This is a genomic window from Flavobacterium glaciei, assembly GCF_003350545.1.
In the GTDB taxonomy this organism is placed as follows: domain Bacteria; phylum Bacteroidota; class Bacteroidia; order Flavobacteriales; family Flavobacteriaceae; genus Flavobacterium; species Flavobacterium glaciei.
Window position 1 is genome coordinate 161,198 of the sequence record NZ_QQBA01000006.1, and the last position, 14,848, is coordinate 176,045.

Consider the following 14,848-nt stretch of genomic DNA (forward strand, 5'->3'; position numbering starts at 1 on the left):
AAAGGAAAACACAATGAAATTTAGCCTTGTTTAGAATAACATAAAGTGAAACACATAAAAGCAAAAAAACCATCAAGTAATTAAACGAGATGGTTTCTTAAATATATAAATTGGTTTGGTTAATAGCGTATTTTAAACCGAACTAGCTGTTCAGCATTACAGGCATTACAAGCATCGTTACAGTTTCACCTTCTTCTAATCCATCAACAGGAGTAAGGATTCCGGCTCTGTTTGGTAATGACATTTCAAGCATAATCATATCGGATTGTAGGTTTGTCAACATTTCAGTCAAGAAACGAGAATTATACCCTATTTGCATATCATCACCTTGATAATCACAGGTCAATCTTTCTTCGGCTTTGTTTGAGTAGTCAATGTCTTCAGCTGAGACATTCAATTCAGCACCAGCGATTTTCAAACGAATTTGGTGTGTTGTTTTGTTCGAAAAGATGGCTACACGACGTACAGAACTCAAAAATTGAGAACGGTCAATCATTAATTTATTTGGATTTTCTTTAGGAATTACCGCTTCATAATTTGGATATTTTCCATCAATCAAACGACACATTAAAACATAATTGTCAAAAGAAAAAGTAGCATTCGAATCGTTGTATTCAATTTTAACTTCTGCATCTGAACTACCAAGAATATTTTTTAAGATGTTCAAAGGTTTCTTTGGCATAATAAAATCAGCTACTTGAGAAGCCGTCACATCTGTACGTGCATATTTTACTAATTTATGCGCATCAGTAGCTACAAACGTAAGCCCTTGTGGTGAAAACTGAAAAAATACACCTGACATTACAGGACGCAAATCATCATTTCCAGCAGCAAATATTGTTTTACTTATAGCAGTTGCTAAAACATCAGCAGGAACAAGAGTTACAGATGGATCGTCTAAGTTAACCGATTTTGGGAATTCGTCTCCAGGAGCATAAGCTAAAGCATATTTTCCAGAATTAGAACTGATTTCTATCGTACTGTTTTCTTCAACGGTAAAAGTTAAGGGTTGTTCCGGGAATGTTTTAAGGATTTCCAAAAGCAATTTTGCAGGGACAGCAACGCTTCCTTTACTTTCTGAATCAATTCCTAATGTAGCGGACATAGTAGTCTCTAAATCTGAAGCGGAAACCGTAAGTACATTATGGTCTAAATCAAATAAAAAGTTATCTAAAATAGGCAAGGTATTACTGCTATTGATAACGTTACCTAAAACTTGTAATTGTTTCAATAAGTACGAACTCGATACTATAAATTTCATCTGTTTTGTTTTATTTTTTAAGGTATTTCTTTAAATCAGAAATACGATACATTTTACAAATATATCGTAAACTATTCTAGTTTGGAAACTTTTTTATTAACATCTTTACTTTAGTCTGAAAGTCAAAAGTCGAAAGTCTGAATGCAAATTCTATTTATTATTTTATAAAAAATGGTTGCTTTATTCTGTTTCGAAAGTTAGAGTTTTACACTCTTAATATTGATAAAAAAATGTTTCCATTACTCACTATGTGTTTCGTTTTTAGACTTTAAGACTTGAGGCTTTATTACTTATTTACTATATTTTCTTTTACGTAGGAAAGTAAATACGACTCCAAAAAGTATTAAAATAAGAATTGGAAGTCCGATAGTCAGGATTTGTGTTCGGGTATAGTTTTCATAAACTTTTTCTTTATCCAATAAAGGTAAATCAAGATCTTTGCTTCGAATGTTAATAAGTCCCGTGTCATCTAATAGATAATTGACACAATTTATCAGGAAATCTTTATTGTCATACAAATTTCCAGATCTTTGGTCATAGCCTAATTCTACTGGTTGAAAGTTTTTATCCAATTGGTTTTTGATCAAATCCCCATCAGAAATTACAATCATTTTATTTTCTTTTCCTGCCGCTTGAAATGTTTTTTGTTCAAATGGTAACACTCTATTTTCAAACATAGATTGAAACTTGCCTTCCAGTAAAACCGAAAGTGGAATTTTCCCTTTGTTCAAGTAATCATTTGGGGAAGTTTCTTCGGCAACGATGTTAAGATTTATTTCTGTTGGTGTTCCCAGTTTTTTCGAATATTGTGACGATTCCAAAAGAATGGTTTTCTTAATTCCGTTTTTCAAAGTATCAATAGGATTTGCAAAATCAAATTTGATTCCACCTAAATTTTTTACAATTGGATGCATACTGTTTGGATACACTTGTGGAGCAAACTTCCAGTTGAATTCCTGAAATTGAGTCGCACTTCCTTGTTCTCCTGTGGCCAGTTTTATGGGACTTCCTTGTTCATCTTTTACCAAATCAGGATTAATTCGGATGCCGTATTTAAAGAACATATCATTCAAATTCAAATCTTTTGGATAGGCTAGAGTAGCTCCAGATGAATCGTATAAACTATCCATTTCTGCCGTCACTTGGTCAATTAGCCACAATGTTTTTCCACCATTAATGATAAATTGATCCAAAACTTGTTTCTCAGCATCAGTAAACGTTTCGGTAGGTTTAGCGATAACAGCTAAGTCATATTTTTGTAAAGCTTCTATACTTCCAATAGGATTTTTGGCAACCGAATCTAAAGTAAAAGGACCTATATGATAACTTTCGCGCACTTGCAAAAGAAATTTGGCCATCAGAATATCTTGCAATTCACCGTTTCCTTTAATAACAGCGATTTTCTTTTGTTTGTCTTTGGTAATTTTGTTTAACGCTTCAGCAATAGAATATTCCAAATGCTGCACAGATCCTATTACTTTTTGGGTAGTTGACGCACCCATAATGTTTTTCAACAATGGAATATTTACTTCCTTATTGTCATAAACGGCAATTGCCCATGGAAAAACCATTGCTTGGGATTGCTTTCCTTTGTCATCAACGGTTATATTTATTGGTGTAAGTCCTTTTCGATACAAGTCTTTAATATTGTCCATACTTGCGTCTTCATTTTCCAAAGGATCTACGAATTCAAAAACGATATTTTTGTTATACGCCTGAAATTCTTCCAGTAATTGTTTCGTTTCTTGTTGTAAACGTTTGAATTCGGCAGGTAAATCACCTTGCATATATACCTTTATAGACAACGGATTTTGAACTTGCTTAATGATATTTAAAGAAGTAGGGGAGAGCGTGTATCTTTTATCTTTTGTTAAATCAAAACGATGAAAAAACGAACTTCCTGCAATATTCGCAACCAATACAATAGCAAGGATAATCAATACTGATTTTAGGTTATTTTTCTTAGAAGTAGTCATTACGATTTGAAAGATTTTAAATTATAAACAGTAAAGGATAGAAAGACCACGGTAATGCTTGTAAAATAAAGGATATCTCTTGTGTCTAATACACCACGGCTCATGCTTTTGAAATGATCTTGCATTCCTAATGATGCGATTACAGAAGATATATTTGGAATTACAGAAGCTAAACCTTCAAAACCAAAATAGAAGAAAAAACATAAAAATACGGCAACAATAAAAGCCACAATTTGGTTATCAGATAAAGTTGAAGTAAATACTCCAATGGCTGAATACGCTGCAATCAGGAATAATAATCCAAAATAAGAACCAATCGTGCTTCCCATATCGAGATTGCCTTCCGGCATTCCTAAACTAGAAATTACGGCTACATAAATAAATGTTGGGATAATTGCCATCACAATCAAAAGCAAAGCACCAAGAAATTTCCCGTTTACAATTTGCCAAATACTCAATGGTTTTGTCAGTAATAATTCTAATGTTCCTTGTTTTTTTTCATCCGAAAAACTGCGCATTGTTACCGCAGGAATTAAGAATATCAAAATCCAAGGTGCTAAGGTGAAAAATGGAGTCAAATCAGCAAAACCAGTATTCAGTATGTTATAATCTCCTTCGAAAACCCAAAGAAACAATCCGTTGATAATTAGAAAAATGGCAATTACTAAGTAACCTATGGGCGAACCGAAAAAGGATTTTATTTCTCGTAATACTATTGATTTCATTTATTTTTTTGTTTAAACTTTAAACTATTTTTTATTCTAAAGTAACTAATTTATCCACGCTCCATGCTTCTGGTTTATCGTTGAATAATTTCTTGGTGAATGTCCAGACATCATAAAAAAGTTCGGAATTTCTATAATTTTCTAAATCAGCTTCAGTTTCCCAATAGCTGTACGTGAAGAAAATGCTTTTGTTGTTTTTATCCTGATACAATTCTAAGAAACGATTTCCGGGCGCATTTCGTATCTTCTCTTTCATTAACTCAAAGTTTTCTAAAAATGCAGGAATATGTTCCTCGTGAAAACTCAATTTTACTATGCGTACAAACATTTAGATTTATGATTATTGATTAACGATTTATGATTTCAGATTATTAACTGATTGCTGAACACTGTTAACTGAATACTATATTTATTACATCTCTATAATTCAATCCCAATAAGCTATTCGCAGAACCCACTTTAGAAGGATTGCTTCTGAAAATAGCAATTTCAAGAAATCCAGCTTCGTTGAAAATAGCTAATTTTTCACCTTCATACGATTTTATAGGGTATTTATCGGAACTTGCAATTGCAGAATAATTGGGCAAAATGGTTTTAATATTTTTGGTTTTCATAACAATTTCATACGGTCTTCCTTTAGCAACTTCGATGAAATATTTTTTTGAAATATTGGTTACTACATTCCCAAAATGGTCAATATAGATTACATGTCCGTTTATAGAATTTCCATCAGCGGAAAGAACAGCTTTTAAGTCGGTTACTTGTTTAATAGTGTTAATTTCTTTCCCAATAACGTTCATTAAACCACCTTTGGCTAAATGACAGGCCACAGTTACAAACACATCCATATCTGCTGCGTCACTAGGTAAACGATCGTGAATATTTATTGCCACGATTTTTTGTGGCACAATTTTTTGCGAAAGCATGCTTAAAATACCATTATCAGAAGCAATAAAGTAATGATCGTTCCACTGCATCACAATATGTTGGTTTTCTTTATTGTGCTCCATATCTACTCCAATCAGGTGAACCGTACCTTTTGGGAAGCTCGCATAAGAAGCGCTAATAATGTAACTTGCTTCTACCGTGTTGAATGGGTCAATTTCATGTGAAATGTCAATTATTTTAGCTTCGGAATACTCAGATAAAATCTTCCCTTTCAGCGCACCTACAAAGTGGTCTTTCAAGCCATAATCGGAAGTAAGGGTAATTATTGACATAAATTTGTTTATAACTATTGGTGTTTTGTAAACCTAATTTTCATTAAATTTGAGAAACGCAAAGCTAAAGTATTTTAAGCTTTATTTTAAATAGAATTTTCAATTTGAATTAAAACAAAACTTATGATTAAACCCCTTTTTTTTCTTTTTCTTTTTTTTAACAGTTTTCAATCTTATTCTCAAAAACTAGTTTACAAGTCAAATGGTACTATTACTGATATTGAAAACAATAAAATTGCACCCAATCAAGTAAGGGAATTGTTAAAAGATAATGAACAATTAATTACGGAATACAATGATGGTAGATCAAAAAAAACACTTGGAAATATTTTGCTTTACAGCGGTATTGGATTTTTGACTGCTGATTTAGTTCAGGGAGTAACTGCATCTGGAATATCAGCAACACCAATTGGAGGTGGGCAGTATGCACTTCAAGACGAAAAAAACAATTATCCATCATTAATGACTTACATTGGTATTGCAGCAATCATAATAGCCATTCCTGTAAAGATTGGTTTTTCAAAAAAAATTAAAAATGTAGTTACTGACTACAACAATCAAAAAGCTTCAGCATACACACAATTTAATGAACCAAGTCTGGATTTAATTACCAATTCAAATGGAATTGGACTTCGTATGACCTTAAATTAATAACATAAAAACAACCTCATTTGAACGAAAGAATAATCGAGCTCATAGACATCGCTCCAAAAGACTTTTGGGGCGCTCAAGACACTCATCTTGAAACAATTAAAAAGTATTATCCAAAATTAAAAATTGTCGCTCGGGGAACAACTTTAAAAGCTTTTGGAGAAAAAGAAGTTTTAGACGAGTTCGAAAAACGTTTTCAACGATTAATGCTTCATTTTACTCGTTATAACACTATAGACAATAATGTTATAGAACGTGTAATTTTAAGTGATGGCAAACAGGTTGAGAGAATGGGCGATCACGATAAAATTTTAGTACATGGAGTAGGTGGAAAAATCATAAAAGCCATGACACCTAATCAGCAATTGCTGGTAGATACCATGGAAAAAAATGACATGGTTTTTGCTGTTGGACCAGCTGGTACTGGAAAAACCTACACAGGTGTTGCCATGGCAGTTAAAGCGCTTAAAGAAAAACAAGTCAAACGTATTATACTGACACGTCCAGCAGTAGAAGCAGGGGAGAATCTCGGTTTTTTGCCTGGTGATATGAAAGAAAAACTGGATCCGTATATGCAACCTTTATACGATGCTTTACGCGACATGCTACCGAATGAAAAACTCGAAGATTACATTTTAAAGGGAATTATCCAAATTGCTCCTTTGGCATTTATGCGCGGAAGAACACTAGATAATGCTTTTGTAATATTAGATGAAGCCCAAAATACTACACATTCCCAAATGAAAATGTTCTTAACCCGTATGGGAAAAAGCGCTAAATTTATGATTACTGGAGATCCAGGGCAAGTCGATTTACCAAGAAGAACCATTTCAGGACTAAAAGAAGCCTTGTTGGTTTTGAAAGATATTGATGGAATTGGAATTATTTATTTGGATGACAAAGATATTGTACGTCACAGATTAGTCAAAAAAGTAATTGATGCTTATAAAATGATTGAGAATAATGATTAAAGTAGGAAAAAAAACTATAAAAATTACAAGAAAGTAAGTTTGTTGAATTGAAAATCGAGTTTATTTTTGAAAGAAAATAAACTTGATTTGTATTTCGTTACTCTAAAAAACTAATAGTTTATCCCTAAAGGTTTAAAATAATCATTTTAAACTGAAAGTTCATTTTAGTTGGCAGAGTTAAAGTCTGCGCGGTTGTGTCACTTTTTTTTTTGCCACAAATTTTACAAATTATCACGAATTAATTTGTGAAAATTTGTGAAATTTGTGGCAAAATTTTTTACAACTTGATAGGTGAATGCATTAAAGTGCATAATCTTGACTATAACTGTGGCCAATAAAATCCATATTATTCCTTTCGTTTCTCTCAAAAATGCAATAAATTTGAAATCAATAAATTTCAGTTAAAAGAAATGATTTTAAAAGAAAAAATTAAAGTAGTTATCAGTGATCTAGACGGAACGTTACTCAATTCAGATCACAAAATTTCCCATTACACCAAAACTGTTTTTCAAGAACTTCACAATCAAAATTATTTAATTATTGTAGCAACTGGTCGTCATCACTTGGATGCCATGCCAATTGTAGCAGGATTGGATATTCCTTTGTATTTAGTTACTTCAAATGGAGCGCGCATACATTCTCCAGAAAAAGAGCTTCTGTTTTCCTTTGATATGGAAAGCAACGCCATAAAATCCGTTTTATCTTTAGATATTGATCCTGAAATAACAACTGTTTTGTTCAGAGAAAATGTTTGGCTAACCAACAAGCACAATGAAAAACTAAACGAATTTCAACCCGAAGTAAATTATCATCCAGAATTAGTGGATTTTTCTAGTTTGGAGGATTTGAGTGCTATAAAAGTATTTTTTACTCATCCTAAGCATTCAAAATTAATTGAATTACGCGATAAGATTTTAGAAAATCATACTGGAATTTTTAGCCATGCGTTTAGTTTACCTTTTTGTTTAGAATTTATGGACAAGTCTGTAGATAAAAGTGTTGCGATTGCCAAAATTCTGGAAAAAGAGAATTTTGTTTTCGAACAAACTATTTCTTTTGGCGATGGATATAATGATGAAAATATGCTTAAGTCCTCTGGTAAAGCTTTAGTAATGGGAAATGCACCTGAAAGTTTGAAAAATAAACTTTCCCATTTAGAAGTGATTATGACTAATGATAATGAAGGAGTTGCTAAATATATCGCACAGGAATTACTGAATAATTAATTTTTTTAACAAACCTCACTTACCAATTTACACATAAAATTAAAACCAAATGAACAAAAAAATAATCCTTGTCATCTCTGTTTTGTTTTTCACAACAATGCAAAGTCAAACGCTAAAACTGGAAGAAATCATGAAAGGTAACGCTTTCATTGGCGCTCAACCAGAAAATGAAAGATGGTCTTTAGATGGACAGAAAGTTTATTTTGATTGGAATCCAAATAATGAATTAGGGGCAAGTACTTATTTTTGGAAAAATGGATTATCAAAACCGGAATTGGCAGCACCAAATGAAGCCGCTTTTTCAAAATTTGATTTCAAAAAAACAACTAATCCTGATTTGTATTTTTACATTGATAAAGGAAGACTATTTTCGTATTCTTTGAAAAGTAAAACATCAAAGAAACTTTTCCAACAAAGCAGTCCTATTGCTAATTTACAAATAGGAGCTGTTCCAGGAATACTTTATTTCAGACAAAATGAAAATCTTTTTCAGTTTAACACTAATGAAGGTTCTATTATTCAAATCACGAACTTTCGTAAAGGGAAATTGGATGAGAAAGCCACTGATAAAGAATCATTTTTGAAAAACCAACAGGAAGAATTATTTCAATTCGTGAGAGATCAGGAAGCACTAAAAAAATGGAATCTGGAAAAATCAAAAACTACAAAATCTGATTTTCCAAAGCCTTATTATTATGGAAAAAACACTTTTGGAAGCTTGAAAGTGGATCCAAAAGGAAATTTTGCAACCTTTAGATTAATAGAAGATTCAGAACGCAAGAGTGAAAAAATGGAGCTTTTCATTACAGCCGATGGTTACAACCAAATTGAAGATACTAAGGAAAAAGTTTCAGTAGATAATTTATTGGCAACCAAATTCGGGATTTATAACATCGCTAAAGATTCTGTTTATTTCATGAATTTCTCATCGTTAAGTCACATTCAAGATGTTCCTAAATATTTTGAATTATACGAAAAGTCAAAAAATGCAGAAAAAAAGAATAAATTAATTGTGGTTCAAGAACCAGTTTACAATGAAAACGGCTCTTTAGCAGTTGCTGAAATTAGAAGCCAAGACAATAAAGACCGATGGATTGTCAGTTTAAATTTAGAGAAAGGAACTTTTCAGGAATTAGACCATCAACATGATGAAGCTTGGATTGGCGGACCTGGAATTCCTTCTAATTCTTATGGAAGAGGAACACTTGGGTTTTTAGGTGACAATGAAACTGTTTATTTTCAGTCCGAAGAAACGGGTTATTCTCATTTGTATACCTATAATTTAAAGTCAAAAAAGAAAATCCAGTTGACTAAAGGGAATTGGGAAGTTCGCAATGTGACTTTGACAAAAGATAAAAAAGCTTTTTATTTGACTACAACAACAACACATCCAGGAAACAGAAACTTTTATAAATTGGAAGTTTCAAATCCTGTTTTGCAACCAATTTTAACTAAAGATGGTGCGCATGAAGTGAGTTTGTCTCCAGACGAAAGCACCTTATTGGTTCGTTATTCGTTTAAAAATAAACCGTGGGAATTGTATGTAGCGCCTAATAAACAGAATACCAACTTAAATCAGATAACCTCTTCAACATCTGAAAGTTTCAATGGGTATTCTTGGCGTGAGCCGGAAGTAATTACTTTCAAAGCGCAGGATGGAACTCCAGTAAATGCTAGATTATACAAGCCACAAACTGCAAATGCAAATAAAGCAGCAATTTTGTTTGTTCATGGTGCCGGTTATTTGCAAAACGCACACAACTACTGGAGTACATACCACAGAGAGTACATGTTTCATAATTTATTGGTCGATTTAGGCTATACCGTTTTGGATATTGATTATAGAGGAAGCGATGGATATGGACGAGATTTTAGAACAGGAATTTACCGTTTTATGGGTGGGAAAGATTTAACAGATCAAATTGATGGCAAGAATTATCTTGTCGAAAATTACGGAATTGATGCTTCAAAAGTTGGGATTTATGGTGGTTCTTACGGAGGTTTCATCACGTTGATGGGAATGTTAACAACTCCAAAAGAGTTTGCTTCTGGAGCTGCTTTACGTTCTGTTACGGATTGGGCACATTACAATCATGGCTACACCGGAAACATTCTTAATTTCCCAGAAACAGATCCGGATGCATACAAAAAAAGTTCTCCAATCTATTTTGCGGATAATTTGCAAGGCGATTTATTGATGCTTCATGGAATGGTAGATGACAATGTAGAATACAAAGATATTGTTCGTTTGTCTCAGCGTTTCATAGAATTAGGGAAGAAAAAATGGAGTTTAGCAAGTTTTCCCGTGGAAGCTCATGGTTTTAAAGAAACGTACTCTTGGGTAGACGAATACAGCCGAATCTTAAATTTATTCAATGAAACGTTGCTTAATAAATAACTTTAAATATAAAAATGAAATTTAAGAGTTCTGTTCTTTGCGAAACTCTATGAAATAGTTTTAAATTTGCAGGAACAAAAATAAACACACACACACACACACACACAACTAGAATAATGAGCAACACCATCACAACTACTGATTTTAATTTTCCAAGCCAGAAATCTGTTTACCGCGGTAAAGTAAGAGAAGTGTATAATATCAATGATGAACTTTTGGTTATGGTAGCTACAGACAGGCTTTCGGCTTTTGATGTAGTTTTGCCAAAAGGAATTCCATATAAAGGTCAAATTTTAAACCAGATTGCGACTAAATTCATGGAATTGACTGAGGATATTGTTCCAAACTGGTTAATTGCAACTCCTGATCCTAATGTTGCAGTTGGTCATTTATGCGATCCTTTTAAAGTAGAAATGGTGATTCGTGGCTATCTTTCAGGACATGCTGCTCGTGAATACGCTCTTGGCAAAAGAGAAATTTGCGGTGTGACAATGCCTGATTACTTGAAAGAAAATGATAAATTCCCTGAACCTATTATTACTCCGACAACCAAAGCGGATAATGGAGAACACGATGCTGATATTTCTCGTGAGGATATTTTATCGAAAGGAATTGTTTCTGAAGAAGATTATATTGTTTTAGAAAAATTTACAAGAGATTTATATCAAAGAGGAACTGAAATCGCTGCCAGTCGTGGTTTGATTTTGGTGGACACCAAATATGAATTTGGTAAAACAAAAGAAGGTGTAATTGTCTTAATTGACGAAATTCACACTCCGGATTCCTCTCGTTATTTTTACGCGGAAGGTTACCAAGAAAGACAAAACAGTGGAGAAGAACAAAAACAATTATCGAAAGAGTTTGTTCGTCGTTGGTTAATCGAAAATGGTTTTCAAGGTTTGGAAGGACAACAAATTCCCAATATGACTGACGAATATATTGACACAGTTTCTGAAAGATATATTGAATTATACGAAAATATCTTAGGAGAGAAATTTATAAAAGCAGACATCAGTAATATAGATGAAAGAATAGAGAAAAATGTTTTGGAATATCTAGCGAACAGATAGAACCATTTCCATAAACCAAAATATAAACCGCAATTCATAATTTTGAATTGCGGTTTTTTATTTATTTAATGATGATTCATAACTACTAATCCATTCTTTAACGGATATTTTTTGTACGAGCTCAGCAATTAAGTCAAACGGAATTTGGTCTATCTTCTTAAATCGGATGCAACTTTTTCCCATGTCTAATTTTTGTTTACTGTGCTTTGGGTATTCGGAGTTAAGCCAATTCAGTAATTCAGGTTTGGCATAAATTCCCATATGGTATAGTGCAATGAAATTTTTTTGCGAAGAAATAGCTATAAAAGGCAACGGAAGTTTTGGTTCACAATGATAGCCATTAGGATAAATAGAATGTGGCACTACATAACCAATCATACCGTAGGATATTTGTTCAACAAATCCTTTTGGAATATTTTCTAGAATAGTTTCTCTAAGTTTTGAGAAAGCTATTTTTCTTTCCTCTGGAATTTCTTCTAAATAAGCGGAAACTGTGTTGGCGGTTGATTGCATTATTTTAAAATCGTTTGAGTAAAGTTACTAAAAAAACCGCAATTCATAATTTGAAATGCGGTTTTTTACCTTCGATAAAAGTGGAAATCCTTTTCCTTTTTGCTGCCAAAAAGGAAAAGATTGCAATCTCGTTTTTAGAACGAGACGGGATTAGCTCCTTAAACTATTTGAAATAAGAGAATGTTTCTTCATTTTCTAACTTCAATAAGGTTTCGTAAATTAATTTAATCACGTTTTCAACATCGTCACGATGTACCATTTCAACAGTAGTATGCATATATCGTAACGGCAAAGAAATCAAAGCCGAAGCAACACCGCCATTACTGTAAGCAAAAGCATCAGTATCAGTACCGGTAACTCGAGAAGAAGCTAGTCTTTGGAACGGAATTTCTTTTGCCATAGCAGTTTCTAAAATCAATTCTCTCAAATTATTCTGAACAGCCGGAGCATAGGTTACTACTGGACCTTTTCCAATTTTTGTGTCACCTTCAATTTTCTTTTCAATCATTGGAGTAGTGGAGTCATGACAAACATCAGTTACGATCGCTACATTGGGTTTAATGGTTTTAGTAATCATTTCTGCACCACGAAGACCTACTTCTTCCTGAACTGAATTAGTGATGTACAATCCAAAAGGAAGTTTTATTTTATTTTCGTGTAATAAACGAGCCACTTCGGCAATCATAAACCCGCCCATACGGTTGTCAATGGCTCGACAAACAAATTTATTATCGTTCAAAATCATGAATTCATCAGGATATGTAATCACACAACCTACATGAACACCCATTTTATCTACCTGTTCTTTAGTTTCACAACCTATGTCAATAAATAGATTATTAACTTTTGCTACTTCTTCTTTGTCTCTCATTCGAGTATGAATAGCTGGCCAACCAAAAACACCCTTTACAATTCCAGCTTTAGTATGAATGTTAACCCTTTTTGAAGGTGCGATTTGGTGATCTGAACCACCGTTTCTAATAACGTAGATTAATCCATCTTCTGTAATGTAATTGACATACCATGAAATTTCGTCAGCATGACCTTCAATCACGACCTTATAAGGTGCATCCGGATTTATAATTCCTACAGCAGTTCCATAAGTATCCGTGATAAAAGTATCAACATAAGGTTTAAGGTATTCCATCCATAATTTTTGTCCACCACTCTCATATCCTGTTGGTGATGCATTATTAAGGTAGTTTTTTAAAAATTCAAGTGATGACTTGTTTAATATTGATTTAGTGCTCATAAAATTAATTTTTTGCTAAATTATAAATTTGGCATTACACTTGTATATATTATATATAATTTTGGCAATTAAATTTCCTTATATGAAGCTAATTAAATGTTTGTTGTTTTGTTTATTTTCCACTCTATATGTTAATGCACAAGTAATCCCTCAGGATACCACAAAGATGGGCTATGAGATAGAAGATGACGAATCTATTCTTAATGATACTATTCAATTACCAGAAATATTAATTTATAAGGGAAAGATGGATCCCGAAGCAAAAAAGCAATTCTTAATTCTTCAAAATCGGGTTTATAAAACCTACCCTTATGCAAAGCTGGCCTCTGAGAAATTGTCGAATCTAAACAAAGGAATGGCAAACCTTAAAACAAATAAGGAGAAAAAAAGATACTTTAAAATAGTAGAAAGTTATTTAAGTGACGAATTCGAAGCTAAGCTCAAAAAACTTTCCCGTAAGCAAGGCCAAATATTGGTAAAGTTAATACATCGCCAAACAGGTACAACTACATATGAACTGGTAAAAAACCTTAAGAGTGGCTGGAAAGCATTTTGGTCTAATACTGCGGCAAGTATGTTTGATATTAATTTGAAAACAAAGTATGCGCCTTTTGATGTAAATGAAGACTACCTAATTGAAACGATATTAGTCCGAGCATTTGATTCCGGCCGACTGCAAAATCAAAATCCTGCAAAACCAGTTGATTATGATAATCTAACTGACTCCTGGGAATCCAGAGTTGAAAAGCTGAAAAAGTAATTTTTGGGCGTTCCTCGTTATATATAGAAAGGCGATTATCAGAAAAGGATAATCGCCTTTCTTTATATAAGGAGTCGGTCTATCCGTTACAAGTCCTCGTCAAGTTCCGTTCCACTACACTTACCTGTGGGCTTTTCGCTTCTATCCCTAACGCGAGCCCGAGTAAACTAAAGCGTTTAGTTGTTTAAATCTGTATTTGACACCATATATAGTAGCCAAAAATGTAATGGTGCTTTTTAGTATACTATAATGTATAGTAGAAAACCATTAATTAGTTTTAGCAGACGTTTGTGTCATGAAAAAAGGAAGACACTTTTGAATGAGCAAAGTGAATCCAAAGCCATGAAAAGAGTGATTATGCTTGAATTCTTGAATATCTACGAAATATACCGAGGTGTGATAGGCTTATGTGTAGGTATGAAAAGCCCAGATTTCATCTATAAAGCCTCCCTTTCCTAGGAAGAGTCTAAAAGTGTAGGGAGGGAATTAAAAAAATAATACTTTCAAAATTCACGTTTCCAGCAAGTTAAAGTTAAGGATAAAAAAACGTTTAAAAAAAGTGATTAAAAAGCTTGTAAAAGCGAATAAAGGGTGTAGTTTTGCACCCGCAATGAGAGAGACGTTCATTTAAAAACTGGCAAGCAAAAGGGATTAAAGTAGAAAATTTATTTTCAAAAAAAATTCAAAAAGCTTGTGAGATTAGAAAACAGATATTACATTTGCACCCCGCAAAATAAGCAAAGTTCCTTGAAAGATTGATAAGAAAAAGAGAAGAAAGCGAGATAAAAATTATTTCAAAAAAACTTCAAAATTTTCTTGCCAGTT

At 33.0% G+C, this 14,848-nt stretch carries 13 protein-coding genes; 6 read left to right on the top strand and 7 right to left on the bottom strand.

All coding sequences use genetic code 11. The features are described 5' to 3' along the window. Positions 1-142: 142 nt before the first annotated feature. The 5 genes from dnaN to DFR66_RS07490 form a co-directional block, all read right to left on the bottom strand. Positions 143-1,261 (bottom strand): DNA polymerase III subunit beta, encoded by a 1,119-nt coding sequence (gene dnaN / locus DFR66_RS07470; RefSeq protein ID WP_114754212.1) that lies wholly within the window; start codon positions 1,259-1,261, stop codon positions 143-145. A 290-nt stretch (positions 1,262-1,551) separates the two neighbouring features. Continuing rightward, complete coding sequence (gene gldG, locus DFR66_RS07475) at positions 1,552-3,237, bottom strand: gliding motility-associated ABC transporter substrate-binding protein GldG (RefSeq protein ID WP_114754213.1); 1,686 nt, start codon at positions 3,235-3,237, stop codon at positions 1,552-1,554. Then, positions 3,237-3,962, bottom strand: a complete 726-nt coding sequence (gldF, locus tag DFR66_RS07480) for a gliding motility-associated ABC transporter permease subunit GldF (protein WP_114754214.1) — start codon at positions 3,960-3,962, stop codon at positions 3,237-3,239. The genes gldG and gldF overlap by 1 nt, the downstream gene beginning before the upstream one ends. A 31-nt stretch (positions 3,963-3,993) precedes the next feature. Beyond that, a complete protein-coding gene (locus DFR66_RS07485; protein WP_114754215.1) occupies positions 3,994-4,290 on the bottom strand; it encodes a putative quinol monooxygenase in 297 nt (98 codons plus the stop codon). 64 nt (positions 4,291-4,354) lie between these two features. Further along, the gene (locus DFR66_RS07490) at positions 4,355-5,182 is read right to left on the bottom strand and encodes an SAM hydrolase/SAM-dependent halogenase family protein (protein WP_114754216.1); all 828 of its coding nucleotides are present in this window, start codon (positions 5,180-5,182) and stop codon (positions 4,355-4,357) included. A gap of 123 nt (positions 5,183-5,305) precedes the next feature. On the opposite strand from DFR66_RS07490, the gene DFR66_RS07495 reads away from it, so the two are divergent. From DFR66_RS07495 to DFR66_RS07515, 5 genes are all read left to right on the top strand, one after another. Then, on the top strand, positions 5,306-5,833 hold the full coding sequence (locus DFR66_RS07495) for a hypothetical protein (RefSeq protein ID WP_114754217.1): 528 nt from the start codon (positions 5,306-5,308) through the stop codon (positions 5,831-5,833). 20 nt (positions 5,834-5,853) lie between these two features. Next, positions 5,854-6,804: a PhoH family protein gene (locus DFR66_RS07500; protein WP_114754218.1), complete on the top strand. Its 951-nt coding sequence runs from the start codon at positions 5,854-5,856 to the stop codon at positions 6,802-6,804. A 410-nt stretch (positions 6,805-7,214) separates the two neighbouring features. After that, a complete protein-coding gene (locus DFR66_RS07505; protein WP_114754219.1) occupies positions 7,215-8,030 on the top strand; it encodes a Cof-type HAD-IIB family hydrolase in 816 nt (271 codons plus the stop codon). Positions 8,031-8,079: 49 nt separating this feature from the next. Next, complete coding sequence (locus DFR66_RS07510; protein WP_114754220.1) at positions 8,080-10,428, top strand: S9 family peptidase; 2,349 nt, start codon at positions 8,080-8,082, stop codon at positions 10,426-10,428. Between the two features lie 116 nt (positions 10,429-10,544). Next, on the top strand, positions 10,545-11,498 hold the full coding sequence (locus tag DFR66_RS07515; RefSeq protein WP_114754221.1) for a phosphoribosylaminoimidazolesuccinocarboxamide synthase: 954 nt from the start codon (positions 10,545-10,547) through the stop codon (positions 11,496-11,498). A gap of 57 nt (positions 11,499-11,555) precedes the next feature. On the opposite strand, the gene DFR66_RS07520 is transcribed toward DFR66_RS07515, so the two are convergent. Both DFR66_RS07520 and DFR66_RS07525 read right to left on the bottom strand, forming a co-directional pair. After that, entirely contained in the window at positions 11,556-12,011 is a 456-nt protein-coding gene (locus tag DFR66_RS07520; RefSeq protein ID WP_114754222.1) for a DUF1801 domain-containing protein, read from the bottom strand. A 163-nt stretch (positions 12,012-12,174) separates the two neighbouring features. Continuing rightward, positions 12,175-13,263, bottom strand: coding sequence for a M42 family metallopeptidase (locus tag DFR66_RS07525; protein ID WP_114754223.1), 1,089 nt, complete (start codon positions 13,261-13,263; stop codon positions 12,175-12,177). Positions 13,264-13,345: 82 nt separating this feature from the next. Between DFR66_RS07525 and DFR66_RS07530 the strand changes: the two genes are divergently transcribed. Further along, positions 13,346-14,023: a DUF4294 domain-containing protein gene (locus DFR66_RS07530; RefSeq protein WP_114754224.1), complete on the top strand. Its 678-nt coding sequence runs from the start codon at positions 13,346-13,348 to the stop codon at positions 14,021-14,023. Positions 14,024-14,848: the final 825 nt, after the last annotated feature.

Bases quoted from the DNA above. Each gene is read 5' to 3' on its own strand.
- dnaN (WP_114754212.1), bottom strand. From the start codon at position 1,261: ATGAAATTTATAGTATCGAGTTCGTACTTATTGAAACAATTACAAGTT.
- gldG (WP_114754213.1), bottom strand. From the start codon at position 3,237: ATGACTACTTCTAAGAAAAATAACCTAAAATCAGTATTGATTATCCTT.
- gldF (WP_114754214.1), bottom strand. From the start codon at position 3,962: ATGAAATCAATAGTATTACGAGAAATAAAATCCTTTTTCGGTTCGCCC.
- DFR66_RS07485 (WP_114754215.1), bottom strand. From the start codon at position 4,290: ATGTTTGTACGCATAGTAAAATTGAGTTTTCACGAGGAACATATTCCT.
- DFR66_RS07490 (WP_114754216.1), bottom strand. From the start codon at position 5,182: ATGTCAATAATTACCCTTACTTCCGATTATGGCTTGAAAGACCACTTT.
- DFR66_RS07495 (WP_114754217.1), top strand. From the start codon at position 5,306: ATGATTAAACCCCTTTTTTTTCTTTTTCTTTTTTTTAACAGTTTTCAA.
- DFR66_RS07505 (WP_114754219.1), top strand. From the start codon at position 7,215: ATGATTTTAAAAGAAAAAATTAAAGTAGTTATCAGTGATCTAGACGGA.
- DFR66_RS07510 (WP_114754220.1), top strand. From the start codon at position 8,080: ATGAACAAAAAAATAATCCTTGTCATCTCTGTTTTGTTTTTCACAACA.
- DFR66_RS07515 (WP_114754221.1), top strand. From the start codon at position 10,545: ATGAGCAACACCATCACAACTACTGATTTTAATTTTCCAAGCCAGAAA.
- DFR66_RS07520 (WP_114754222.1), bottom strand. From the start codon at position 12,011: ATGCAATCAACCGCCAACACAGTTTCCGCTTATTTAGAAGAAATTCCA.
- DFR66_RS07525 (WP_114754223.1), bottom strand. From the start codon at position 13,263: ATGAGCACTAAATCAATATTAAACAAGTCATCACTTGAATTTTTAAAA.
- DFR66_RS07530 (WP_114754224.1), top strand. From the start codon at position 13,346: ATGAAGCTAATTAAATGTTTGTTGTTTTGTTTATTTTCCACTCTATAT.